This window comes from Aerococcus viridans, assembly GCF_002871935.1.
GTDB classification, from domain to species: domain Bacteria; phylum Bacillota; class Bacilli; order Lactobacillales; family Aerococcaceae; genus Aerococcus; species Aerococcus viridans_B.
Genome location: NZ_PNHQ01000002.1, coordinates 123,245 through 148,171 on the forward strand (window position 1 = coordinate 123,245; position 24,927 = coordinate 148,171).

Below are 24,927 nucleotides of genomic sequence, written 5' to 3' on the forward strand. Positions count from 1 at the left end.
CTAATATTTCTTAATCCATAATTCATTAATATAATGGTTTTTTTCCTTATGAATAACGATATTCGCTCGATTACGAGTTGGTAAAATATATTCTTTCAAGTTAATCAAGTTAATATTATGCCATGTGTATTCAGCCCTTGCCATAGCTTTTTCAGATGGTACCTGAGTAAATTGATAATAAAAATCATTTGGTGAGTCTTTTGCTTGGTCTAACAATAAATTAAACCGTTGATAGAACCATTCTTCAATTTGCTCTTCTTCAGCATCTACATATACGGACAAATCCCAAAAATCACTCATATAAACAGTATTGTTCTCAGTAGTTTGGAGAACGTTAATGCCTTCAACAATTAAAATTTGTGGATCTTGTAAAACATTCACTTCATCTTTGACAATGTCATATATAGAATGTGAATACTTAGGATATGATATTTTTTTCTTGTTGCTTTTAACATCCGTTAGAAATGTTTCTAAAGCGTCCATATCATATGATTCTGGAAATCCTTTTCGATCCATTAAACCTTTTTCTTCAAGTACAGCATTTGGATATAAAAATCCGTCTGTGGTTATTAATTCTACGTTCAAATCCGGATAGGCTTGAGCTAGAAATAACTTTAGCAAACGTGCAGTTGTGCTTTTTCCAACCGCAACGCCCCCTGCTATACCAATGATAAATGGCGGAATTTCACCAGTAATACCAAAGAAATTAGACCGTTTTCTTTCTAAGTTTTTATAATTTTCTCGATAAATAGAAATCAATTGTGTCAAGGGTTTATAAACCTCGTTAGCATCCTTTAAAGATAGAGAATCATTTAGAGATGTTAAACGATCCAATTGTTCGTTAGTCAACTTAATTTCAAACTCTTCATCTAGCTCTTTTAAATATTGATTCCATTCCATTCTTTCTATAATATAATAGTCTCTATTTACTTGCATTGTTACTCCAAACTAGCTGGTTATTTAACCTGCCATGTAATTTCTGTTAAGCAATGGGCATTATCTTCACTATCGATTACATGTTGCGTAACAAATGTATCGCCTGTATTAAGTGAATCCGATAGTGCCGATAAATCTGAGTGCACTTTTCCTTCTTGATGTAGATACATCTCTTTTTCATAGGCAACTGTATAATTAATCGGAGTATATTTTTCAAACCAGTCCATCCCTAATGAATTCGTAATCCAACGTAAATAAATTGTATTATTTACATGGTTATTCATATCTATATCCAAAAATTTTACTTCAAAGCGATTAACCTTAGAGTCAACTTTAACTTGTTTGTTTAGCCGTTTCCGCCGACTGGCCTTTACTTCTTTTTCAACCTGATACCATTCTGCAACTATTTCTGGGATACGGACAATAGACCGGTGATTTAGATCAATTAGGGCAAAAGTTGTCTCTGCTTGCGCTAACACTAAGCCGTCTTTTGACTTTAGGGCATAATGCCTTTTACTAAAAAATTTGTTGTAGGTAGTAGCTTCAGTTTCTACAATGATCTCTTCGTTGTAACGTGGTAAACGATTGATGTCTATTTGATTTTGCGTAATAATCCAAGCCCACCCCTGTTCACGAAAACCTTCTTTCGCTTCAGGAATGGTTTCTTCTTGATTATTAGATGCAATCAACATAATATCCAAGATAGCAGGAAGTGTCATTTCTCCTAAAGCATTACAATGGTAATGACGTACTTTAATTAACTCTTGATATACTAAACCCATTCTTTTACCTCCTTGATAATTTCAAACCGTATCATTCGATATACTATCCTCCAATAACATAACTCTTATTATACGTATATTTCACATTTTAAGCTAGCATAAAAACATTAATCTGGACCTATGTAGTAACGTAAAAAGGGCTAGAAACTTATCGTTCTAACCCTTTCCATCTTTCTATGATGGGATTTGTAATTGACCATATTCACTATAAAAATGAGGATAGGCTAGGTAAACTGCAATCATAGAAGTAATAGCTGAAGTAGCAACCATCATAAAATAGATTAGAATTTGATACATGATTGCACTTAGTGGTACAGCACCAGCTAACATCATCCCAGTCATCATACCTGGTAATAAAACTAATCCTACGGTTCTGGCAGTATCAATAGTTGGTTGCATAGCAGCCTTGATTGCTTCTCTTAAAATGCTAGTAGATGCCAATTTAATAGATGCACCTAGTGCTAATTGTTCGTTTACTTCTTGCTGAGATTTTGAAAACTCATTATTTAAATTACGAAAAGCCAAACCAATTACAGACATAGCATTACCAACTAACATTCCTGTTATCGGAATAATTTGTGCTGGTACAAACTGTATAGATCCTGAAATTACCAAGACAAGAATAGAAGTTACCACCCCACCAATAATTGCTATTAATGATATTTTAAAAGCATTTGGTATCTTATTTGCGCGTTTACCGGAATTATAAGCTGCATTTACAATCATAAAAATCATAATCAGTGCTGTTACTATGAATGAATGAATTTGGAATATATAAGTAAGGACGTATCCAATGATGACAAGTTGAACAACCATACGCAACATTGCCCAAAGAATATCCTTTTCTAATCCAAGTTTTTCTTTATATGAAATGAATACAGCAATTACAACTAAAATAAATGAAAAAGCTAGGGTCGTTGGTGTTATTGTTAAGGCATTAGTCATTTCTACTACACTCCTCAATTGATATTTGCTGTTGGGAAATATGCACAATCCGGTTTGGACTAATAGAGCCATCTTCGATATGACTCACCCAAATAACCGTTATTTTATGCTCTGCTTTGTAATCCATTAAGATTTTCCATACCAACGCTCTATTATCTTCATCTAGGGATGAAGTGATTTCATCTAATAAAAGTACTTTTGGCGGAAAAATAAGATGTCTAATTAGCCCAACTCGCTGTTTTTCACCGCCTGAAATCTTGTGGATAGACTTATCTAAACCAATATGGGCCAATCCAAAGTCTTTCATATAATTTAAAACTAATTCTTCATCAAAATCTTGCTCGCGCGCTTTAAAAACTAGTTCAAAGTTATCGCGGATTGTTTCTCCAAATAAATGCGGGTTTTGAGCCACATAAGATATATTTTGTCGATATTCTTGATAAGATACTTTTGTCAGCGGTTGGTTTAAATAAGTGATATCCCCAGAACTACTAGGAATTAAAGCTGCAATTAATCGTAACAAAGTACTTTTACCGCTACCTGAAGCGCCTTCTATCCGTATCATTTCTTCTGGATAAATTGTAAAAGACATATCTTTTAATAAATAATCTTCTCCTGGTTTAAAGGTTACTTGATTGAAAGTTACTATTCCTTCCATATGATTCATCCTTCCTTTACTTACATGAATATTCTATCATACACTATTGCATATTTGTGATAATTCTCTGTTTTTTGGAAACTAGAATTAGCTAACAAGTATGAAATAAGAAAATATTGCTTAATATAAACAATACGTTATAATGAAACTAATAAGTTTTACAATTTATAGAGGTGACAGTATGAAACTTACGATAACACCAGCAGCACAAACATATTTTAAAAACGACATGGGATTGTCCTCGGGTAGTGAAGTTGGATTTCATAGTCGTGTATATGGTAAAACAGCCGTTCACGAGGGGTTTTCAGTGGGCTTAACTGTTGAATCGCCTGAAGGTGCTTTATTAGCAGACGAAACCATTGACGGTATCCATTACTATATTACAGAGAATGATGAGTGGTTCTTCCATGGCTATGATTTCGAAGTTGATTTCTCCCCTGAAGAGGAGAACTTTATTTACCGGTTTATTGAACAATAGTCTAAATTATTAATACAATATAAGTGGTTACCAACCACTGCGTAACTTTTGGTATCATATTAAGTAAAAAAAGGAGTGAAGCTATATGAATCCAATTAAGAATTTATTTCTAGCAGCAATCGGTGGCACTAGACTATCCTATGAAAAAGCGGATGAATTAATCAAAAGCTTAATTGAAAAAGGGCAAATTTCTGTGGCTGAGGGTAAATCATTAAGTGAAGATATTCAACGAGTAGCCAAAGGGCACACAGAAAGTACTACCAGCTCAGATGCGCTGGATAAAACCTTGTCTGAACGTATTTTAGCATTACAAGGTCAAGTAGAAAATTTAACCCAAGAAGTGCAAGCTCTAAAAGAAGCTAACCGAGAATCTACAGATGGTAATAGTTCTGAAAAAGAGGATCAGTAGTTTTAATACAATCGTTAAAATTTGAGGCTGAGGCAATTTTGCCCCAGCCTCACTTGCCATAAATACAGATAAAAATAGAGTTATCAATAGATATTCGCTTGGATTGACGGTGATTAAATGCAAACTGATAGTAAACGTTTTCGCGAGATTGTTTCCATTCTAGGGGCTTATGGATTTGGTGAGATACGGTATAGATTTAAAAAAAATGAGGAAAGTGATCGACCTAAAGCCTTAAGACAAGCTTTTGAAGAATTAGGACCAAGTTTTATTAAAATTGGCCAAATTTTGTCTACTAGAAGCGACCTTTTACCTATAGAATATTTAATAGAATTAGAAAAATTACAAGAGGATACTTTACCTATCCCCTTTGATATCATTCAACAAGAATATTTTGAGTCAGTTGGTAGCGCAATTGAGTCTGACTTTGCTTCAATCAATGAACAACCTTTAGCATCAGCTTCTATCGCTCAAGTTCATCGGGCCCAACTTCATACTGGTGAGCAAGTAGTTGTCAAAGTTCAACGTCCTGAAATAGAAGACCAATTAATCCGTGATTTAAATATTTTTATTCGCGTCGTTGAGGCTATTCCTTCAATATTTATGGATATTATTATCAATCCTGTCGAAATATTGAAAGATATTAAAGTCCAGATTTTAGAAGAAATGGATTTTCTAAACGAGGCGCATAATATGTTGCTATTTGCAGAGAATCATAAACAACGAACAACTATTATCAACCCCATTCCTTACTTGAACTTATCTACGCGAAAGATATTAGTTCAAGAATACGTTGAGGGCGTTTCAATTGGTCGTCATTTTGCTTTAAAGGAAGAAGGATATGATTTAAATGATTTAGCCAGTAAATTTGTCTTGTCCTACTTATATCAAGTTTTTGATGATGGTTTCTACCACGCTGATCCTCATGCTGGAAATATCTTGATTAGAGATGGAAAAATCGTATTTATCGATTTTGGTGCAATGGGAAGAATTTCTCCAGGTCAAAAGCAATTACTTATTCAAATCCTTACTTCTTTAGTTGAAAAAGATATCGACGGTCTAGTCAATGTGCTTTTACAAATCTGTAAAATAAACAAAACCGTAGACAAAGTGGTTCTCTATCGTGATATAGAAAGTTTATTCAATAGGTATCTAACTACGGGAATGGAAGCCTTAGAAATCGATGATATATTCCAAGACTTGTTAAAATTTGGTCATAAACACGGGCTTACCTTTCCATCCGAATATATTCTATTAGAAAAGACAATAGCAATGGTACAAGGTGTTGCTCAGAGTTTAGATCCTCATTTAGATTTTATGGCAATTTTCCAGTCATTTTTCTTGTCTAGCAGCTCACTAGCATGGGAAAAGATATTAGATCCTAATGCGCTTGCTAGAGAAGTATTTAGGACCCTAAATTCGACTAGACGGATGCCCAATAAAATAGAAAGTTTAATGGATAATATTAACAATGGTCGGTTGAATGTCCGGTTAACTTTTGAGAATATAGATGAGCGTATTCGTGATATCAATAGTATGATTAATAGGATTATTTTTGGCGTTATCTTATCTGCCTTAATTTTAGCTTCGACCTTAATCATTACTTCAGCACAAACTTACTATGCTGAATTATTAGGTATTTTCTTTTTCATTATTACTGGTATGATTGGTCTTATATTACTCATCTCAATGTTAAGAGCTCGTCGGAAGTAACAATTAGTATGTATAACTCACTACAAAAATATCAAAGACAGGATAACAAGAAAGATCCGGATATGCTTCCGGATCTTTCTTGTTATTTTTTAGCTATACAGTGGCAGAATCGCACAACCAGTTAATTCCGGACCAGTATGCACTGCCAAGGCTGAGCTTAACTGTACATCATATGCTTCTGAAAAATTAGGAAGTGATTCTTTTAATCCTTCTAGCAAATTAGCTGCTGTAACTCTTGCAGATGGATTCCCACCACAAGTAGCTATCATAAACTCCTGATTTTCAGGTACAACGCTTTTTGCAAGTTCAACCATTTTCTTCATAATTTTACCTTCATTGTTTGATTTTGAAGCGCGAATTTTAGCAATTGTAGTATAAATCCCTTCATCATCACAAGTAATAATAGGTTGAATATTTAACAAAGTACCTACTGCGCCTGTTACACGACCAATTCTTCCACCAGCAATCAAATATTTAAGGTTTGGAATATGGAAAAATACATGCCCCTTCTCAACTGAGTCCTGTAGCTTTTTGGTAATCATTTGAAAGTCATTTTTCATTTCCAAATACTTAGTAGCAGCAATCATAAATAATCCTGAACCAATACCAATATTTTTAGTATCTAAAAGAAAGCATTCTACTTCAGGAAAATCTTCTGCAATTAAACGAATAGAGTTATTTGTACCTGAAAGATTTGAAGAAATCGTTACCGCAATAATATGCGTACAACCCTTAGCAATTAAGTTTTTAAATGCCTTTTCGATCAGTTCACCACTTGGTAAGGAAGTTTTAGGAATTTCATTTGCCATTCTTTCGAAAACTTCTTGAGGTTGGATGGTTACTCCATCTAAATATTCACCTTCGCTAAAGGCTACATTTAAAGGTAATACTTCGATTTCAAATTTATCTACAAACTCTTTTGGAACATCTGAACCAGAGTCCACAATAAAACCTATTTTTTCCAAATTGATTCCCCCAACATTAAGCGTTATGCTTCTATATCTTTTTCTGTGATATCTTGTTCTACAAAAGAAATGAATTTTTTTGCAAATAACAAATTAGTTACTGTTTCACAAGCCAAGTAAATAATATACTGATCAAAATAATTCGGTTTTGAATAGTCTGTTTGGATATCGTCGCTAATTGCTATATTTAAATAGTCATGCGCTTGTCGTTTAATGGTGGTTTCCAATAATCCACAAAACTGGTTATAAGCATTTGAATTACCTTGAGATTGCGCTATAAAAATCAACACCCGTCGAATGTCTTGGATTGAAATAACTTCCTTAAACAAGGTAATCACAATTAAATAAGCAATGTGACGTTTATTGTAATGTCTTTTAATTGGCTTAGGAATTAATCCTAGTTTAACATAGTTATTGACCATCGAAGATGTCACAGGCTTTTTATCTGAAGAAAAAATTTGGAATGGTTCTAAATACTGGGTTACAACTGCAATGAGCTGGTCCATATATAAAGGAATATCCGTAATTTCTTCCCATCGCGGCATTTTAATATCATCTAAACTTTTGACCCAATTTTCAAATTCTATTTGTTTCTCCACTCTTACTCACCCACTATTTCATTATAAGAACATTATACCATAAAGTTATCATCACTATGAACAATAGTTTTGAATCCGAAAAGTACAGGTATTTAGCTAGCGCTTACGCTTTCTTAAAGTCCATTTTGACCAATTCATTCGCGCTTGTTGCCCACTATTAGTATCTTTAATATTATCTGTCGATTTACTTTGAATTTCATTCGTTTGACGTTGTTTGTTATAATTATTTGTCTTAGTCTCCATCTCTTCCATAGCTGCTTGGAAATCCGGATCTTCTTTCCCTCGTTTTAATCTTTCTCCATATAATTCTTTCATCAGCTTACGCACAGTTCGTGGATTCACTTCTTTCCCTTTGGCTTCTGCTGTAGCGATAAAGGTTAATACTTCAATATATGACATTGCTAATGCAGTTGTAACGATGGCAGCAGTTGTACCAGAAATGACACCACCTGCTACTGATCCTAATCCTGGAATGAATTTTATGACATTAGAGACAATAAGCCGTCCAACATAAGTTGCTGATCCTGTACCACCAATAGCACCTAAAATACCTAGAGCTGTTGATTGGTCCATGGAGATACCAAATATTGCTGTAATATGTGCCATCATACCGATTTGCATTGGCACTAGGACAGTGGCATCTGAGAAAGGTATTGGTGTGAATCCGACACCAAATGTTGTGACAATATATTTACGCGCCCAACGTCTAGCTGCTCGACCCTTTCTATCGATATCAACTTGTTGGGCATTATTAAAAGCTGTGTGTACGTTATGTGGCAATAAACCGAACGTTCTTTCTACTAATTCCTTAAGGCCGAAAGCGGGAATAGCATAATCATCAGTAATTTTATAATCTATAGCCATCAAACGAATAATCGATTGTACCGGTAGATTTTTATTCACTAGGTATCGTTCAAACTTTAAAGCCTGTTCACCAATTGATTGAGTCAAAACCAGTATGACGGGCATTTTACCTGCAAGATATTCTATCAGTCGTATCTCCATATCTTCAATACGTGAAGCGCTAGCATTTATACAATAGTAAACTACATGCATTTGTTCTTGGTTTTTTGACATTTTAGCTAAGGTGTCATTAATTTCACTAGTGACTTGCATTTGGGTATCAGAATCTAATTCCAATCCTCTAGTATCGTATAGTACCATTGGAACGCCTTCTTTTTCAATTTTACGCAAATGTTTTGTTACTGGTTGTCCAATACCCGTTTCAGCTAATTTTTCACGGAAAATACTATTAATGAGTGTAGACTTTCCTACTCCAGTTTTTCCTACAACCAAAATGTGTACCTTCTCAATTTTTTCAAGCTCATCTTGTGTTTTTTTAGTTAACTCATCTGCTAGTGACCAATCCATATTTCTAGCCATTTTGTTCACCTCAACGATTATTTCTTATATTTAATTTTATCAGATATTAGTTAAAATAGTATGATATTGAATCAGTTTTTAATAATTACCTCATAGAATATGCTATAATACAAATGTTAAAAACACATCCTACTTAAGGAGGAAAATAATGTCTGCTAATTCACGTAGTCGAGAAAAAATGAAATTACCTTATACAAAAGCTTACTATATAACGAATGAGGTCTTAAATTCGGTAACCCATGGTATTGGATTTGTCCTTTCAATTGTTGCCACTGTTTTCCTAATTCTAAAAGGGATTGAAAATGAAGATACACTTGAAGTGTTTTCATACGTTATATATGGCCTTTCAATGTGTGCTTTATACTTAGCATCCACTTTATATCATAGCTTCTCTTTTACGAAAGCTGCAGGTATTTTTAAAATTATCGACCACTCATCCATTTTTATTTTAATTGCTGGTTCATATACACCATTTGCTCTTGTCGCAATTGGTGGTAGGTTTGGATGGTTTATCTTTATCGCCCAATGGTCTATTGCAATATTCGGCATTGTGGGTAAGATTCTTTTCCTAAACAAAATGAAGAAATTCTCCACCCTCCTATACATATTAATGGGATGGTTTGGCATAATTGCAATGCCACAAATGGCATCAGCAATCGGTAGTGGCGGTATTGCTTGGTTAATTGCAGGCGGCGTAACCTATACGGTTGGTACTATTTTCTATGCACATGATGATCTTAAATTCTGGCATGTCATTTGGCATCTATTTGTACTTGGTGGTAGTATTGCTATGTACTTCTCAGTGCTATTGTACGTGTAAGAAACATAACAATTCATATAAGTAAATAAGGGGAAGTGACTTCTTTGTCACCTCCCCTTATTTACTTATATGCATCTGTTCTTCAATTATTTCTTATTTTGCAGATACTTTAATCGCTGACTACTTTTATAAAATTCATATTTTAAATTCAAAAATTTTTCACAGTCTAATAAAATATCAAAAAGCATTGAACGGGTTTCAAACTCATTTCTACTTTGGGGGAGCGGTTGCATTCTAAAGCGCGTCTTTAATTGTGCTAATTCATTTCTAAGTTTAGCCGCCGTATTCATTTCAGATAATTCTTGACTAACATGTCTGAAAAAATCACTCAAATCATATGTTTGCTCTGTTGATTCAAAAATATTATCTAGGGAATTATTAATATCATAAAGAATAATTAGTTGTGAACTACGCATAGAAAAATAATTTTGATAATAAATTTGACTTTCACCGCTAATATTATTTTCTGCCTCTTTCATAGCTAGGTATTCGCCATGTTTAGCTAATTCATAAGCTTGATCAATATGCTCATATAATAGATAGTTTTGATGATGAGACGTATCCATTTTATCAGCTAATTGGTTTAAAATGGTTTGCATTTCCGCTTCAATTTCCACCTTTACCTTATTCATCTGACCACTTTCAGATGTTTGGTACAAATTGACTATTACAGCAATCCCTACACCTATAACTAATAGCAGCATCTCATTGATCCACCAATTAAAATCAGAAGCTTGTTCTAATAATAAGTGTGAGATAAAGACTGCACAGGGTGCAATCGCATTATCACTTTTAAGATAGACTGAAATAGGATAGGTTATCAGTAAATAAAGTGAGAATACCCAGATTTCATATCCAAAAATGTTAAATAATATAGTGGCAATCAGCAAACTTAAAATCATAGTAAGGGTCAAGTTTTCAATGTATTGAACAGTTTTCTTGCTGGTTTCTGCTAATGAAAGAATCGCAATAACACCAGCAGATACCGCATAATCTAACCCTAGCCATTGCGCTAAAAAAATCGCAATAAATGTGGCCACTGCATATTTTGCACTTTTAATTGCTATAGGCATTCGATCGCTCCTTTAACTATACTCATGCATATTTTAGCATATATTCTGAAATTCATTTTGTAAAAAACGTAGCACACTACCAAATTTCCAAAAAAGTGCGCAAAGATAATGAAATATGGTAGAATAGTGTCAGCGAGTAAGATCACATTTTTAATAAATTTATAAAAGGAGCAAAAAATGATTTTTAAAGTTACTTATCAAGACTCATTGACTGAAGTACCACGTCGTGAGTCAACACACACTATGTATATCCAAGCTGAAACTAAACGTGAAGTTCGTGCCTATCTAGAGAATGAAACCCCCTATCTAGTCGAGTTTATTCAACCACTTGAAGGTGCGCATTTAGAATACGAACAACAAAATCCAGACTTTAAAGTTGTGGAGCTTTCTAATTAATGAAAGTTGATATAAAAAATAATGAAGTTGGCGTTTTCGCTTTCGGGGGATTAGACGAAATCGGTAAAAACTCTTATGGGGTCCAATTTCAAGATGAAATATTATTATTAGACGCTGGAGTTAAATTCCCAGAAGACGATTTGTTAGGTATTGACTATGTTATTGCCAATTATCAATACCTCATTCAAAACAAACAAAAAGTTAAAGGTTTATTCATTACCCATGGTCACGAAGATCATATTGGTGGTATTCCTTTCTTACTAAAACAAATCAATATTCCAATCTATGCAGGAAAATTAGCCATGGCATTGATTAAGAATAAACTAGAAGAACACGGTTTATTACGAGATGCAGAATTGCATATTATTGATGAAGACTCTGTTATCAAGTTTAGAAAAACATCCGTTTCTTTTTATCGCACTACCCACTCTATTCCAGACGCAATGGGCATCGTGGTAAAGACCCCACCAGGTAATGTTGTGTTTACTGGTGATTATAAATTCGATTTCACGCCAGTTGATGAACCAGCTGATATCCATAAAATGGCTAAAATTGGTGAAGAAGGTGTCCTATTATTACTTGGTGACTCCACAAATGCTGAAATTCCAGGCTTTACCCAATCAGAACGTGCTGTTGGTGAATCATTAGCAGATATCATGTCCAACATCGAAGGTCGAATAATCTTTGCATCATTCGCTTCAAATATTTCACGTCTATCGCAAGCTATTGATGTTGCGGTTGCTCAAGGTAGAAAAATAGCCGTATTTGGTCGATCTATGGAAGCCGCCATTCGTAATGCTATCGAACTTGGCTACTTTAATGTTGGTGAGGATGCTTTTATTCAAAGTAACGAAATCAACCAATACCCAGCAAACGAAATTTTAATTATGTGTACTGGTTCTCAAGGTGAACCAATGGCTGCTCTTTCTCGAATTGCTAACGGTACCCACCGACAAATTTCTATTCAACCAGACGATACTGTGATCTTCTCATCTAGCCCTATTCCAGGTAATACTTTATCTGTAAACCATGTTATCAACCAATTATTGGCTGCAGGAGCGGAAGTTATACATGGCAAAGTAAACAATGTCCATACTTCTGGACACGGGGGTCAACAAGAACAAAAACTCATGTTATCGTTGATGAAGCCGAAATATTTTATGCCTGTTCATGGAGAGTACCGTATGTTAAGTATTCAAGCCGAACAAGCTGAATTAGTCGGAATTCCACGTGAAAATATATTTATTATGCAGAATGGTGAAGTCTTAGCTTTAACGCAAGACTCAGCTCGTCGCGCAGGTAGTTTCCCAGGTGAAGCTGTTTATGTTGACGGTAAAGGCATTGGAGATATCGGCAATATTGTTTTACGTGACCGACACAATCTTTCTGAAGATGGTTTAGTATTGGCTGTTGTATCTGTTGACTTTAGCAAGAATGAATTACTCGCTGGTCCTGATATTGTTTCTCGTGGTTTCATTTACATGCGTGAATCAGTTGGTTTGATTCAAGATGCGCAAAAAGTTATCCGAACCACAGTTATCGGCCACCTTAATTCTGGTAAGAAAGTGAACGAAAAAATATTACGTGATGCAATGCAAAACGCCCTACAACCATTCTTATATAAACGCACTAAACGTAATCCAATGATTATGGCTGTCGTTATGCCTGTATAATGATAGAATTGAAAAACCTGCGATATCGAGCTTATTAAGCTTATATCGCAGGTTTTCTTTATTTTACAAGCTGATGTTGAAAAGCATAAATAGTCGCTTGTGTGCGATCCTCTACACCTAATTTTGATAGTATATTGGATACATGTGTTTTTACAGTCTTCAAAGTAATGTATAACTCGTCAGCAATTTCCTGGTTTGATTTACCAGCAGCAATCAACTGCAGAACCTCTTGCTCACGTGACGTTAAATCGTCATGAAGATAATGGCGGTTAGATTCTACCTCATGAGCAATGAGTTTTTCATTTACGGTGGGGGCAATGACTGATTCACCGGCGAATGTTCGCCGAATAGCTGAAGCAATTTCGCTAGCTGAAGATGTTTTTAGTATATACCCTTTTGCACCAGCCTGCATTGCTGGATATACTTTTTCATCATCAATAAAAGAAGTAACAATTAAAATATTTGCTTCTGGCCACTCGGCTAAAATGTCTTGTGTCGCTTGTATACCATCCATATTATCCATCACTAAATCCATTAAAATAATATCTGGACGTAAGCTTAAAGCTAATTTTTTGCCTTCTAATCCATCTCTTGCTTCCCCCACTATGTCTATATCTGCTTGAGTAGATAGATAGGTTGAAACGCCTAATCTGACCATTTCATGATCATCTACTAGTAATACACTAATCATACATACCCTCCATTTTTCTTGGTATAACAATTTGTACTAAGGTCCCCTGATTTTCAAAAGATATAATATTCGCACTGCCACCTAATTGTCCAACACGCTCTTGGATATTTTTCAAACCATACCCGCCACTTTGTGCTAATTCTTTATCCGTATCAAAACCCACACCATCATCCGAAAACCTTAGGTAAATATTCCGATCTTTCTCATATAAATGGCACTCTATAATTTGCGCTTTTGCGTGTCTTAGGCTATTAGACAATAATTCTTGTACAATCCGAAATAAGTGGTTCTCTACTTCCGGTAGCAACTGAACATCAGTCACCGTTGCTTCGAAATTGATTTTTACTTTTGTTTCTAATTCTCTAAAGAGCTGTTTAATCCCTTCTGCTAAAGTTTGATTGGTTAGTGAAATTGGGCGTAGATGGAGGAGTAATGACCGCATCTCAGCCTGTGCTTGATCAACCATATCAGCCACTTTACCAATAAGTTGTTGATTTACGGGATCTATATTATCTGCTTGTTCTTGAATCGCAGATAGAAGCATTGTCATAGCGAATAATTGCTGACTAACTGAATCATGTAATTCCCTAGCGATTCGTTGTCGTTCCTCTTTGACTATTTCATTTCGATTCATCTCAGAATTTGCTTCGCCAGCTACTGTCTTCGCTTGTAAGGCCATTTCCATATTCTGCAACATCACTCTTAACTGCTCAATTTGACCTTCCAGTTGATCATTCGTATATGTACCAGTCACTTCACCTTGAAAAACAGGTGAATCATATTTCCGAGTAGTCAAAGCGGTTAATTTTGCAGTTAATCGCTGCTCATCCTTATATAAGAAGAAATACAAAATAAAAGTTGCCAGTAAGGAGATGCCCATATTGATCATTAACAAATAGATAAAAGGTAAAGTTAAACGTGCAACACCAAGATAGGATGTTTTAACGTACATCATATTTGGTGCAAGTATCATTAAGATATATGCGCCAATTGACAAAGTTAATAGTGATAACCAAATAACTAGAAAGATAGTTAACAGGCGACGTCCTCTCATAAAAAGACCACCTCAACCGCTCCCCATCCTTGAGAAACTTGTAAATAAATCTTTCGATTGCTTTGTTGATAATCATTACTCATAAAAATTTTTCGCTCATTATTTAATGGTATTTTCTTACCATTCCAGTTCACTTCCGTACGAAAGCCATTAGCATGTAATTCAAAGCCAATACCTTCAGGCACAACCAGTTTCGTATGACCAATTAATTGATTAATTACCACCACATTTGTACCAAGAGGGACAATAGTTGATCCAAAATCAATAAAGGTATTTGCATACAAATGATACAGCTCAATATTTTTCCAAGTATATATTTCTTCTTGATACGGCGCATGATTAAATAATTGATCAAATACTAAAAAAGTTTCTTTCTTATTAAACTTATTATCTTCCATTTCCACAATCTTCGTTTGACGTAAAGTTAAATCATATTTCTCATTATCAGATTGATCTCTAGTAATGCCATAGTAGACCAAACCAACAACGATCATGGTTAATAAAATGCCTGAAATATAAGGTAAGGTCACTATTCCAATAAAAATGAGGAAGCACCCTATAGCAACTAGTAATAAATTCAACCAACTTTGATGCTGCTTTTCTTCATTTATTTGCATTTTTATATGGTTACTGATAGCCAATAAGCCACAGCCGACCACAATAGAAATCACATTTTCTGGTTTAATCAATAAACCTGTAAAAACAATTAATCCGGCAAAACAAGCTAATATCATCCATAGATTCCTCATATTGCCCTCCATCCTCTTCATATTTTAATCATACCATTTTACATTTTACTACATATGACCATTTTATGAGATAGATAATCTTTTTACATTAGACCTAAGCCTTAAACTTATCATAATAGTTTGTAAAAAAGACATACCTCCACCACATGTGTGATAGAGATATGTCTTAAAATTTACTTAAATTAGATTGCATCGACACTAATAATTTTTACTACCATGTCGCCACCTGGTGTGTCAATTGTCACTTCATCGTTTACACTTTTACCAATCAATGCTTGTGCAATCGGTGATTCATTAGAAATCTTACCATCTAATGGATCTGCTTCTGCACGACCAACGATAGAGTAAACTTCTTCATCACCATCAGGTAACTCAATAAAAGTTACTTTACGTCCGAGCGAAACAATACCTTCATCGATTTCATTTGGATCAATAATTTTTGCGTAACGAACCATTTTCTCTAATTTCTGAATTTGACCCTCAACAAAGGCCTGTTCATCTTTAGCCGCTTCATATTCAGAGTTTTCTGATAAATCTCCATATGAACGTGCGATTTTAATTCGTTCTACGATTTCTTTACGTTTTACAATTTTTAACTCGTCTAAATCTTGTTGAATTTTCTCAAGACCTTCTTGGGTCATTGGATATACTTCTTCTGCCATACTTCTACTCCTAACAACAATAGTAATTTCAACTTATCAAAAGTGAATAGACCCACAATATCATGGAACTAGATATTTTGCAATACACTTAATTTGATAATCTCTAATAATATTTTAATTAATCTGTTTTTAAGTCATCTGGAATGATTGAGCGAATTTTAGTTGTCATCAAATCAATCGCAACATTATTGGAGCCACCTTCTGGAATAATGATATCTGCAAATTTTTTCGTTGGTTCGATAAATTGCTCATGCATGGGTTTTACAACCGACGTATACATATCAATAATCGAGTCTAATGAACGTCCACGCTCAGCCATATCACGCTTAATACGCCGGATAATACGGATATCATCATCAGTATCTACAAAGACTTTAATATCCATTAAATCCCTCAGTTCTTTATCAAAGAAGATTAAAATACCTTCAATAATAATCACTTCTTTGGGTTCTAAACGAATCGTTTCTTCTGCACGATTATGTTGAGTGAAATCATAAACCGGCATTTGAACAGATTCTCCATCTAATAATTGTCGAATATGATCACTTAATAAATCATTGTCAAATGCTAGTGGGTGGTCGTAGTTAGTTAACGCACGTTCATCCATTGTTAAATGACTTTGATCCTTATAGTAAGCATCTTGTGGGATATAAGCTAAACTGACATCGCCAAATTCTTCAATAATTTTACGGGTTACAGTTGTCTTCCCTGAACCTGTACCACCTGTTACACCGATGATGATTGGCTTACGCATTCAAAACACACCTTCCTGATATTAAAAATAAGCTCGAATTCACTGCTATTAAATATAGAGAAAAATGTTCTCAATTGCAAGTAAATTCAAGCTATTTTTATTTTTTACTGTAAATTATAAGTTAGCGTTTTCTTCAGTAACATATTGTTCAACTAACGCATCATGCTCCTCATAAGTTTCCGAATAGTATACTTTACCTGTTTTCAGGTCAGCTACAAAGAACAGATAATCAGACTCAGTTGGATTCATGGAGGCTTCAATGGCTTCAATACCAGGGTTATTAAACGGACCTGGACCAAAACCTGTATTGATATACAAGTTATATGGTGAATCTACAGCTGCATCCTCATTGGTAACATATGCAGAATGTGTATTATTTGCATATAAGACCGATATATCTGATTGAATTGGCATATCAATTTCTAAACGATTCATGAATACACCTGCAATCATTTCACGGTCTTCTAATGAGGGCGCCTCTGCCTCAACTAATGAAGCCAAAGTTAGGAATTCATGGAAAGTGAATCCAGAAGCTTCAATCTCAGCTGTATGTGTTTGACGAACATTTTCCATTTCATCAACCATCATCGTCACAATATCTCCTACTGTTACAGTAGATGATAATTGATATGTCGCTGGATATAAATAACCTTCTAGCTTATAACGTACATCATCATTTTTTGATACATCAGTCAGTAATTCAGGATATTTAGCTAATAATTCTTCAAATAACGCATCATCTGTCATTTGTGCTAACGCATCTTCTTGATCTATAGCTAGCGCATCAGCAATAATTTGTGAAATGCTTTCTAGCGATGAACCTTCAGGAATAGCAATAGACGCTACTTGAGCTGTAGCTCCTTGTTGTAATTCATTATTAGCATCTGTATATCCTATATTCTTATGTAAAGTATATGTTCCAGCTTCAATAGCATCATTACCAAAGAACCGTAAGTATGTTGTAAAAAGGAAGTCGTTAAAAATAATACCTTCGTCATCTAAAATGCTTGCAATATCAGCTGTTGTTGACCCTTCTGGAATGTTCACTTCGACAGTTTCGCCAGAGCTACCAATACCTCCTGTAAAGATCATAAACGATAAAAATAAACCAACAACAATAATTAAGGTTGCAGAAATAATCAAAAACCACTTAGCTATTTTTGAAGCAGTAGATGCTGCTTTACGATCAAGATCTTTCTGTTTTTTGTAAAAATCTTCGCGTGCTTTCTTAGACATATAGCGACTCCTCTTCTTGTAAAATCATTACTCCTATTATACATGAATGTGTAATTTTTCTATATAAATGTTAGATAAATACAAATAAACGTAAAATAGCTGTAATAATTACTCAAATAACATTCTAAAAGATAAAAGGACTTGGGACCAAATAGTCCCAAATCCTTCATATGTTCTAATAGCTACTTAATCCTATTGCATGTCTTCATCTTCGATAAAAGTCGCTAATACTTCTTCTACCATATCCCATTCTTCTTCAGTCTCAATAGGATTCAATTGACCTTCAAAGCCATCTTCGCTTTCTTCATATGAGAAGGCTTGTAACTCTACTCCTTCTTCATCAGATACGCCTGCTGGGTAAAGAATAACGTACGATTTACCGAAATCTTCTGAATCGAATGTAAATAATATTTCGAATAGTTGTTCGTTACCTTCCTCGTCAATGATTGTAATGTGGTCGTGACCTTCATGGTCATGTTCGTGATGTTCAGTCATTTAAAATTCTCCTTTTTGTATATTGGGTAAATATAGATTAAACCCTATTATGATGGGTGGGTATCTAAATAGTTCTGTAAGATTAATACGGCTGCTAATTTATCAATCACTTTTTTTCGCTTCTTACGGCTAACGTCGTTTGCTATTAACATCCGCTCTGCTTGAACAGTAGTTAACCGTTCGTCTTGGTAGAAAACAGGAATGTCAAATTGATCTAAAATAAGTTGTCCGTATCTTTGTGATGCTTCGGCTCGTGGACCAATCGTATTATTCATATTTTTGGGTAAACCAAGAACGAATGCTTCTACTTTATACTCAGCCACTAACTCACCAAGGCGTTCCAAACCGAATTGTTCCATTTCTTCATCAATTGGAATAATCTCTACTCCTTGAGCAGTCCAACCAAACGGATCAGAAACAGCCACTCCGACTGTTTTAGACCCCACATCTAATCCCATATAACGCATTATTCGCGACCAGATTGTTTCATATAATTCACAATTAATTCTTCAAGAATTTCATCGCGATCATGATAACGGATAATGTTACGTGCTTCATTATGACGTGGGATATAAGCTGGATCACCAGATAATAAATAACCAACGATTTGATTTACTGGGTTATAGCCTTTCTCTTTTAGTGAGTCATAAACGATTTCTAATGTCTCTTTGACATCCTTTTCATTATTTTCTCCAAAGTTGAATAGGACTGTTTCATCTTTATTACTCATCAGAACACCTCCAAATATTATCTATAGTTTACCTAATTATCTAGAGTTTAACAAGAATTCGTCATTATTTGCTAATAATTTCTTTCGCAAATGCAAGTGCTTCTCTAATGCCAGCTGGATTTTTACCACCTGCTTGGGCCATATCTGGTCGACCACCACCGCCACCACCAACTTTTGGTGCGATTTGCTTAACAAGGTCACCCGCTTTGATGCCAGACTTAACTGCATCTTGACCAACAGCAACTAATAAATTCGCTTTATCATCACGAGAAGTTGCTAGTACAAGGATATCAGAACTGTCTTTTTGTTTCCATTCATCAGCAATTTTACGCAACTCTTCCATTGAACGATTAGGAACATGTTCAGCAATCACAGTGTATGCACCAGCAGTTTCTACATGGTCAAAAATTTGTACCGCAGCTTGCGCATTCATTTTATCACGTAACGCGCTTAATTGTTGTAAAGTTTCTTTATGATCTTCTTTAAATTGTTGTAACCGTTCAACAATATTCAAGAAGCTTTTAGCTTTTAAGTTTTCTGCAATTTGTTTCAAAATATTTTCTTGTTTTTTATATTCTTGAATTGCCGCAAGAGAAGTCACAGCTTCAATACGTCTTACACCCGCACCAATACCAGATTCAGAGATAATCTTGAATAAACCAATTTCAGCAGTATTTGCTACATGCGTACCCCCACATAATTCGATAGACCAATGGTTAATATCGACCATACGCACTTCACTACCATATTTTTCGCCAAATAAAGCTTGTGCTCCTGCAGCTTTTGCTTCTTCAATAGAGGTTACTGTTGTCACCACTGGATAAGCTTCTGCAATTGCTTCGTTTACTTTAGCTTCCATTTCAGCTAATTCATTATCCGTTACTTGACCAAAGTGGGAAAAGTCAAAACGCAGGTGACCCGCAGTAACTAATGAACCGGCCTGATTCGCATGATCGCCTAAAACATCTTTCAATGCTTGATGTAGTAAATGTGTTGCTGTATGATTTTTCTCAATTGAATGGTGGCGACGACGATCCACAACTAACTGTACTATTTGATCTAACACAACTGCAGCTTCCAGTTTTACTTCATGTAAATGTTGTCCATTTGGTGCACGTACAACATTTACCACTTGTCCAATTAGTTGACCACTTTCATCTAATATATCTCCTGTATCAGCAACTTGTCCACCCATTTCGGCATAAAATGGCGTTTGCTCTACAACTAGGTAAATTTCTTCATCTGCTTCTGCAGAGCTAACTATAGCATCACCAGACACAATCGTATTTACCCGTGTCTCTACTGTCAATTGGTCATAGCCAACATATGTAGATACTACATCAATATCACTCAACACTTCAGATTGTACGCCCATCCCTGCTGAATCCTTACGAGCAGCACGTGCACGTTCTCTTTGTGCCTTCATCGCTTCTTCAAATCCAGATAAATCAACATCAATACCCACTTCTTCCAAGTACTCTTGGGTTAATTCTAATGGGAATCCGTATGTATCATATAATTTAAAGGCTTGGGCACCAGACATCATTTTATTATGTGCAGCCTCAAGTGAAGAAATTACTTCTTGAATAATGGCTTCCCCTTCATTAATTGTCTCATTGAAACGATTTTCTTCTGTATCAATGACATCTTGAATAAAATCTTGGTCATCTTTTACTTCGGGATAGAAGTCAGCCATAATGTCAGCTACAACAGGTACTAATTTCACTAAGAATTTATCTTTAATGCCTAAACGACGGCCATGCATAATTGCACGACGAATCAGGCGACGTAAGATATAACCGCGGCCCTCATTTGAGGGTAACGCACGGTCACTGATTGCAAAAGTAACTGCACGTACATGGTCAGCAATCACTTTAAACGATACGTCAGTTTCAGCTTTTTCACCATACTTTACACTTGCTCCCAGCGTTTCAATTTTTTTAATAATTGGTAAGAATAGATCTGTTTCAAAGTTAGTTGGTGCATCTTGTATAACAGAAGTCATACGTTCCAATCCCATACCCGTATCAATATTTTTCTGTTTTAGTGGCACATACTCCCCATTAGGCATATGGTTAAATTGTGAAAATACAATATTCCAGATTTCTAAATAACGTTCATTTTCCCCACCTGGGTACATTTCCGGATCAGAATCTTCTAGATCTTGGTATTTTTCACCACGGTCATAAAAAATTTCAGTATCAGGGCCACATGGTCCAACACCCAAATCCCAAAAATTATCTTCAACTGGGACAAAATGATCATCAGATAAGTCAGTCGCTTGACGCCATAATTCTACTGTTTCAGTATCTTCTGGATAATAAGTCATATAAAGCTTTTCAGGTTCTAGAGCTAACCATTTTTCGTCAGTTAAAAACTCCCAAGCCCATGGAATAACTTCTTCTTTAAAGTAATCACCAATCGAAAAGTTTCCTAACATTTCAAATAAAGTATGATGGCGTGCAGTAACCCCTACATTTTCTATATCATTCGTACGAATTGATTTTTGCGAGTTTGTGATTCGCGGATTTTCTGGTACAACAGAACCATCAAAATATTTCTTTAAGGTAGCAACTCCTGAGTTAATCCAAAGTAAAGATGGGTCTTGTACTGGGACTAATGAAGCACTAGGCTCTACACTATGACCTTTAGATTTCCAGAAATCTAGCCACATTTGTCTAATTTCTGCTGATGTTAATTGTTTCATAATTCTCCTCCTCAAAATAAAAAAACATAGTATTGCAAACTGAGGACGACTTCGCGCGGTACCACCTCATTTGCAATGCTATGTTTACATTACCTCTCTAATTGCTGGATAACGCTAGCGCGTAGTCTTTCGACTAATTTTTTAGAAAGAGAGCATTTTACGGGTGGATGCTTGCACCTATTCATCCTCGCTAAATTTCATAAAATATGGTTCTTTCTACTTGTTGACTTTTAAAGTCTTTTTACCTTCCAAATTATACTGACAGAATGCCCTTTTTGTCAAGTTTTCACCTTATCGATTCTACTAAAAATCTTCAGGTCTTATCCCATCCATTCCAATCATAGGATCAATAGAATGACTAAGAATAAGATCGACAGTTAGATGAAAATCTTGATGATTGAATATCTCTTCATCCATATTTTTCTCGCTTAATGCATCATCATGTTCACAATTTGTACTATCCATTTCGTTATTCACTAGCTGACTTGCCGTTTCCGCTTCTTCAGCTATTTCGCTTTGAATTGCAGTGGCGGTTCGCTCATCAATATCTACGGCTTCCATTAAAAAGTCTTTTAATTGTGTTTGGCGACTTGCATCCACATTTTGAATCGCTGTTTGAAAAGCTTGAGGATCTCCACACATAATTAGGGATTGTTTAGCACGAGTAATCCCTGTATATAACAGATTTCGTTTCAGCATGCGATGATGCTGTGGCACTAACGGCACAATCACAATTGGAAATTCTGAACCTTGTGATTTATGAATAGAAGTACAGTAAGCTAAAGTGATTTCATTAAAATCATTTCGTTCATAAGTCACTTCAACTTCGTCAAATTGTACCACAATCTGGTCAACTTTATTAGTTGTTTCTTTCGCAAAAAAGATTGCCACAATCTCGCCTAAGTCACCGTTAAAAACGTTCTTCTCGGCTTGATTCTTTAACTGCAAGACCTTATCGCCAACTCTAAAAATTTGCTCAAAGTATACTAATTCACGCCGTTTACCATCTTCATTGGGGTTTAATACGGCCTGAAGTCGCTCATTAATATGATTAATGCCTGCTTGTCCTTTATAAAGAGGCGCTAGAACTTGGACATCGCGTTTTGGATACCCTTTCTCAATCGCCCTTTTTGCTACAACGGCTACTAGATCGGCAATTTGGCTCGCTTGTACTTTGAAAAACGACCGATCTCTTTGGTTCATCATCAAATCTTTAGGCACAATACCTTGCTTAATCTGATGCGCTAATTGCACAATAGTTGACTGATTTTTCTGGCGGTAAATTTCATCTAATTCACGCGTTTTAACCGTTTGAGAAGAAAGTAAGTCGGCAAGAACCTGACCAGGCCCAACTGAGGCTAATTGATCTTTGTCCCCAACAAAAATGACTTGCATAAATGATGGTACACATGAAAGTAACTTAAAGGCCAACCAGGTATCCACCATAGACATTTCATCAATAATCAGCAAGTCTGTCTCTAACTGAATACCCACCTCTTCACTATCTTCTCGGTCATCTTCTTCACCTGTTAAACCGAGTAAACGGTGAATAGTAGAAGCTGGTATACCTATCATTTCAGTCATCCGTTTAGCTGCACGTCCCGTTGGTGCGGCTAATGAAATTGGAAAAGCACCGGGATCATATTCTTCTACATTTAATGAAATACTATTTAGACGGGCATATAACTGTACGATACCATTCAATACCGTTGTCTTACCCGTTCCAGGCCCACCCGTTAAGATGAACATTTTAGACGTTAAAGCTTCTTTTATTGCCTTTTTTTGTGCTTGTCCATAGGAAATACCAAGATCTTTTTCTAATTGTTGAATCTCTTCATCTAAATCAACACCAGGATATTGGGGTTGGTATTGTGGTTGTTGCATTTGATCCATCATTTTCGCAATACCAACTTCTGCAAAATACAGGGAAGGTAAAGCAACCCGCCCCTCTTCAGATAGTATTAACTTACCTGTCTCGTTCATGTCAGAAATCGTATTTTCAATTAATTTAGCATCAATAAATTGAGACTGTCCATGCATCAATACTTCTTGTGTTTTTTCAATAAGTGGCTTCTCCATCACAAAAGTATTACCTGACTCAAAGGTAGCCAAGTTCAACACAAACATTATGCCACCTGCAATCCGAACTGGAGAATCTAAGGGAAATCCAATATTTAAGGCAATTTGATCAGCTTTTTGGAAACCAAATCCACGAATATCATCAATCAATATATAAGGATTTTCTTCTATAATTTCAACTGCTTCATTATGGTAAAGACCATAAATTTGTCCTGCTAGTCTTGAAGAAAAACCCATTTCAGCTAGTTTTACAAAAACTTGCTCATTTCCTCTTTGTTCCACCATTCTTTCATATAAAATGGTTCGCGTTTTTTTGGAAAGACCCTTCACTACTTTTAAGGCATCAGGATCATTTAGAATGATATCTATCGTCTTGTCGCCAAAAGTGTCCACAATACGACTAGCTAGTGTATCTCCTATACCAGGAAATTGTTCCGATGATAAGAAGCGCACTAAACCCTCTTTAGAGGTAATTTTTTGCGCTTCATAGGAGGTCACTTGAAATTGAACACCATATTTTGCATGGTCTACTAACTTCCCATTAAAATGATATGTAGTGCCATCTTGAATAGATGGAAAATTACCAGTCATCACAATTTCTTTTTCTGAATACATTGTATTTGTCTCATCAATTGCAACTGACATTACCCGATAAAAATTGCGCTCATTAAAAAAGAAGGTTGCTTTTACTTCACCTATGACATAATCTTCGCTTGATATATTATTTTGATTTTGTCCCATGTTAGCTACTCCCTCCTCATCATAATCCTTATAATTATAGCATATCAAGCAAGCTAGGGATGAGAGATTTGTCCCTTTATATCTTTGTTAGCTAATCATTTCTAAAATCGAGTAGGAGGAATCTTTCGATTCCGACCTCTCACACCACCGTGCGTACGGTTCCGTACACGGCGGTTCAATATTTTGCGTAAGCAGACTCTAC

Annotated in this window: 25 protein-coding genes; 6 read left to right on the forward strand and 19 right to left on the reverse strand. The window is 35.4% G+C overall.

Annotated elements, in window-relative coordinates:
- From coaA to CJ191_RS01540, 4 genes are all read right to left on the reverse strand, one after another.
- A complete protein-coding gene (coaA, locus tag CJ191_RS01525) occupies positions 1 to 936 on the reverse strand; it encodes a type I pantothenate kinase (protein ID WP_102198776.1) in 936 nt (311 codons plus the stop codon).
- A gap of 20 nt (positions 937 to 956) precedes the next feature.
- Positions 957 to 1,718 carry an acyl-[acyl-carrier-protein] thioesterase gene (locus CJ191_RS01530; protein ID WP_070467787.1) on the reverse strand — a complete coding sequence of 254 codons (762 nt, stop codon included), beginning with the start codon at positions 1,716 to 1,718 and terminating at the stop codon, positions 957 to 959.
- Positions 1,719 to 1,892: 174 nt separating this feature from the next.
- The gene (locus CJ191_RS01535) at positions 1,893 to 2,663 is read right to left on the reverse strand and encodes an ABC transporter permease (RefSeq protein WP_070467786.1); all 771 of its coding nucleotides are present in this window, start codon (positions 2,661 to 2,663) and stop codon (positions 1,893 to 1,895) included.
- Positions 2,656 to 3,321 (reverse strand): ABC transporter ATP-binding protein, encoded by a 666-nt coding sequence (locus CJ191_RS01540; RefSeq protein ID WP_070467785.1) that lies wholly within the window; start codon positions 3,319 to 3,321, stop codon positions 2,656 to 2,658. The genes CJ191_RS01535 and CJ191_RS01540 overlap by 8 nt, the downstream gene beginning before the upstream one ends.
- 181 nt (positions 3,322 to 3,502) lie before the next feature.
- Here CJ191_RS01540 and CJ191_RS01545 point away from each other — a divergent pair, with 181 nt between their 5' ends.
- The 3 genes from CJ191_RS01545 (at position 3,503) to CJ191_RS01555 (ending at position 5,918) form a co-directional block, all read left to right on the forward strand.
- Complete coding sequence (locus CJ191_RS01545; protein WP_070467784.1) at positions 3,503 to 3,799, forward strand: HesB/YadR/YfhF family protein; 297 nt, start codon at positions 3,503 to 3,505, stop codon at positions 3,797 to 3,799.
- 85 nt (positions 3,800 to 3,884) lie between these two features.
- Positions 3,885 to 4,208: a hypothetical protein gene (locus CJ191_RS01550; RefSeq protein WP_070467783.1), complete on the forward strand. Its 324-nt coding sequence runs from the start codon at positions 3,885 to 3,887 to the stop codon at positions 4,206 to 4,208.
- A gap of 117 nt (positions 4,209 to 4,325) precedes the next feature.
- Positions 4,326 to 5,918 carry an ABC1 kinase family protein gene (locus CJ191_RS01555; RefSeq protein WP_070467782.1) on the forward strand — a complete coding sequence of 531 codons (1,593 nt, stop codon included), beginning with the start codon at positions 4,326 to 4,328 and terminating at the stop codon, positions 5,916 to 5,918.
- Between the two features lie 89 nt (positions 5,919 to 6,007).
- On the opposite strand, the gene CJ191_RS01560 is transcribed toward CJ191_RS01555, so the two are convergent.
- The 3 genes from CJ191_RS01560 to CJ191_RS01570 form a co-directional block, all read right to left on the reverse strand.
- Complete coding sequence (locus CJ191_RS01560; protein ID WP_070467781.1) at positions 6,008 to 6,883, reverse strand: DegV family protein; 876 nt, start codon at positions 6,881 to 6,883, stop codon at positions 6,008 to 6,010.
- 23 nt (positions 6,884 to 6,906) lie between these two features.
- Positions 6,907 to 7,482, reverse strand: coding sequence for a DUF1836 domain-containing protein (locus CJ191_RS01565; protein ID WP_102198777.1), 576 nt, complete (start codon positions 7,480 to 7,482; stop codon positions 6,907 to 6,909).
- A gap of 96 nt (positions 7,483 to 7,578) precedes the next feature.
- Positions 7,579 to 8,865: a YcjF family protein gene (locus tag CJ191_RS01570; RefSeq protein ID WP_070467779.1), complete on the reverse strand. Its 1,287-nt coding sequence runs from the start codon at positions 8,863 to 8,865 to the stop codon at positions 7,579 to 7,581.
- A 148-nt stretch (positions 8,866 to 9,013) separates the two neighbouring features.
- Here CJ191_RS01570 and trhA point away from each other — a divergent pair, with 148 nt between their 5' ends.
- Positions 9,014 to 9,685, forward strand: a complete 672-nt coding sequence (gene trhA / locus CJ191_RS01575; protein WP_070467778.1) for a PAQR family membrane homeostasis protein TrhA — start codon at positions 9,014 to 9,016, stop codon at positions 9,683 to 9,685.
- An 86-nt stretch (positions 9,686 to 9,771) separates the two neighbouring features.
- Here the strand turns inward: trhA and CJ191_RS01580 are convergent, their stop codons facing one another.
- Positions 9,772 to 10,758 (reverse strand): aromatic acid exporter family protein, encoded by a 987-nt coding sequence (locus CJ191_RS01580; RefSeq protein ID WP_070467777.1) that lies wholly within the window; start codon positions 10,756 to 10,758, stop codon positions 9,772 to 9,774.
- A 177-nt stretch (positions 10,759 to 10,935) separates the two neighbouring features.
- On the opposite strand from CJ191_RS01580, the gene CJ191_RS01585 reads away from it, so the two are divergent.
- Together CJ191_RS01585 and rnjA are read left to right on the forward strand one after the other, a co-directional pair.
- Positions 10,936 to 11,154, forward strand: a complete 219-nt coding sequence (locus CJ191_RS01585) for a DNA-directed RNA polymerase subunit epsilon (RefSeq protein ID WP_070467776.1) — start codon at positions 10,936 to 10,938, stop codon at positions 11,152 to 11,154.
- Positions 11,154 to 12,827, forward strand: coding sequence for a ribonuclease J1 (gene rnjA / locus CJ191_RS01590; RefSeq protein WP_102198778.1), 1,674 nt, complete (start codon positions 11,154 to 11,156; stop codon positions 12,825 to 12,827). The genes CJ191_RS01585 and rnjA overlap by 1 nt, the downstream gene beginning before the upstream one ends.
- A 58-nt stretch (positions 12,828 to 12,885) precedes the next feature.
- Here rnjA and CJ191_RS01595 read toward each other — a convergent pair whose 3' ends face one another.
- The 11 genes from CJ191_RS01595 to recD2 form a co-directional block, all read right to left on the reverse strand.
- Positions 12,886 to 13,518: a response regulator gene (locus tag CJ191_RS01595; protein WP_070467201.1), complete on the reverse strand. Its 633-nt coding sequence runs from the start codon at positions 13,516 to 13,518 to the stop codon at positions 12,886 to 12,888.
- On the reverse strand, positions 13,511 to 14,572 hold the full coding sequence (locus CJ191_RS01600) for a sensor histidine kinase (RefSeq protein WP_102198779.1): 1,062 nt from the start codon (positions 14,570 to 14,572) through the stop codon (positions 13,511 to 13,513). The genes CJ191_RS01595 and CJ191_RS01600 overlap by 8 nt, the downstream gene beginning before the upstream one ends.
- Positions 14,569 to 15,321 (reverse strand): cell wall-active antibiotics response protein LiaF, encoded by a 753-nt coding sequence (gene liaF, locus CJ191_RS01605; protein ID WP_102198780.1) that lies wholly within the window; start codon positions 15,319 to 15,321, stop codon positions 14,569 to 14,571. Before liaF ends, CJ191_RS01600 begins: the two co-directional genes overlap by 4 nt.
- Before the next feature lie 182 nt (positions 15,322 to 15,503).
- Positions 15,504 to 15,983 carry a transcription elongation factor GreA gene (gene greA / locus CJ191_RS01610; RefSeq protein WP_070467195.1) on the reverse strand — a complete coding sequence of 160 codons (480 nt, stop codon included), beginning with the start codon at positions 15,981 to 15,983 and terminating at the stop codon, positions 15,504 to 15,506.
- A gap of 118 nt (positions 15,984 to 16,101) precedes the next feature.
- Positions 16,102 to 16,737, reverse strand: a complete 636-nt coding sequence (udk, locus tag CJ191_RS01615; protein WP_070467193.1) for a uridine kinase — start codon at positions 16,735 to 16,737, stop codon at positions 16,102 to 16,104.
- A 114-nt stretch (positions 16,738 to 16,851) separates the two neighbouring features.
- Positions 16,852 to 17,973: an endolytic transglycosylase MltG gene (mltG, locus tag CJ191_RS01620; RefSeq protein ID WP_102198781.1), complete on the reverse strand. Its 1,122-nt coding sequence runs from the start codon at positions 17,971 to 17,973 to the stop codon at positions 16,852 to 16,854.
- Positions 17,974 to 18,165: 192 nt separating this feature from the next.
- Positions 18,166 to 18,468, reverse strand: coding sequence for a DUF1292 domain-containing protein (locus CJ191_RS01625; protein ID WP_070467189.1), 303 nt, complete (start codon positions 18,466 to 18,468; stop codon positions 18,166 to 18,168).
- Between the two features lie 47 nt (positions 18,469 to 18,515).
- Entirely contained in the window at positions 18,516 to 18,935 is a 420-nt protein-coding gene (gene ruvX, locus CJ191_RS01630; RefSeq protein ID WP_070467187.1) for a Holliday junction resolvase RuvX, read from the reverse strand.
- Entirely contained in the window at positions 18,935 to 19,198 is a 264-nt protein-coding gene (locus CJ191_RS01635) for an IreB family regulatory phosphoprotein (protein ID WP_003140964.1), read from the reverse strand. Before CJ191_RS01635 ends, ruvX begins: the two co-directional genes overlap by 1 nt.
- A gap of 64 nt (positions 19,199 to 19,262) precedes the next feature.
- A complete protein-coding gene (gene alaS, locus CJ191_RS01640) occupies positions 19,263 to 21,905 on the reverse strand; it encodes an alanine--tRNA ligase (RefSeq protein ID WP_102198782.1) in 2,643 nt (880 codons plus the stop codon).
- A gap of 303 nt (positions 21,906 to 22,208) precedes the next feature.
- Positions 22,209 to 24,725, reverse strand: coding sequence for an SF1B family DNA helicase RecD2 (gene recD2 / locus CJ191_RS01645; protein ID WP_102198783.1), 2,517 nt, complete (start codon positions 24,723 to 24,725; stop codon positions 22,209 to 22,211).
- Positions 24,726 to 24,927 lie beyond the last annotated feature (202 nt).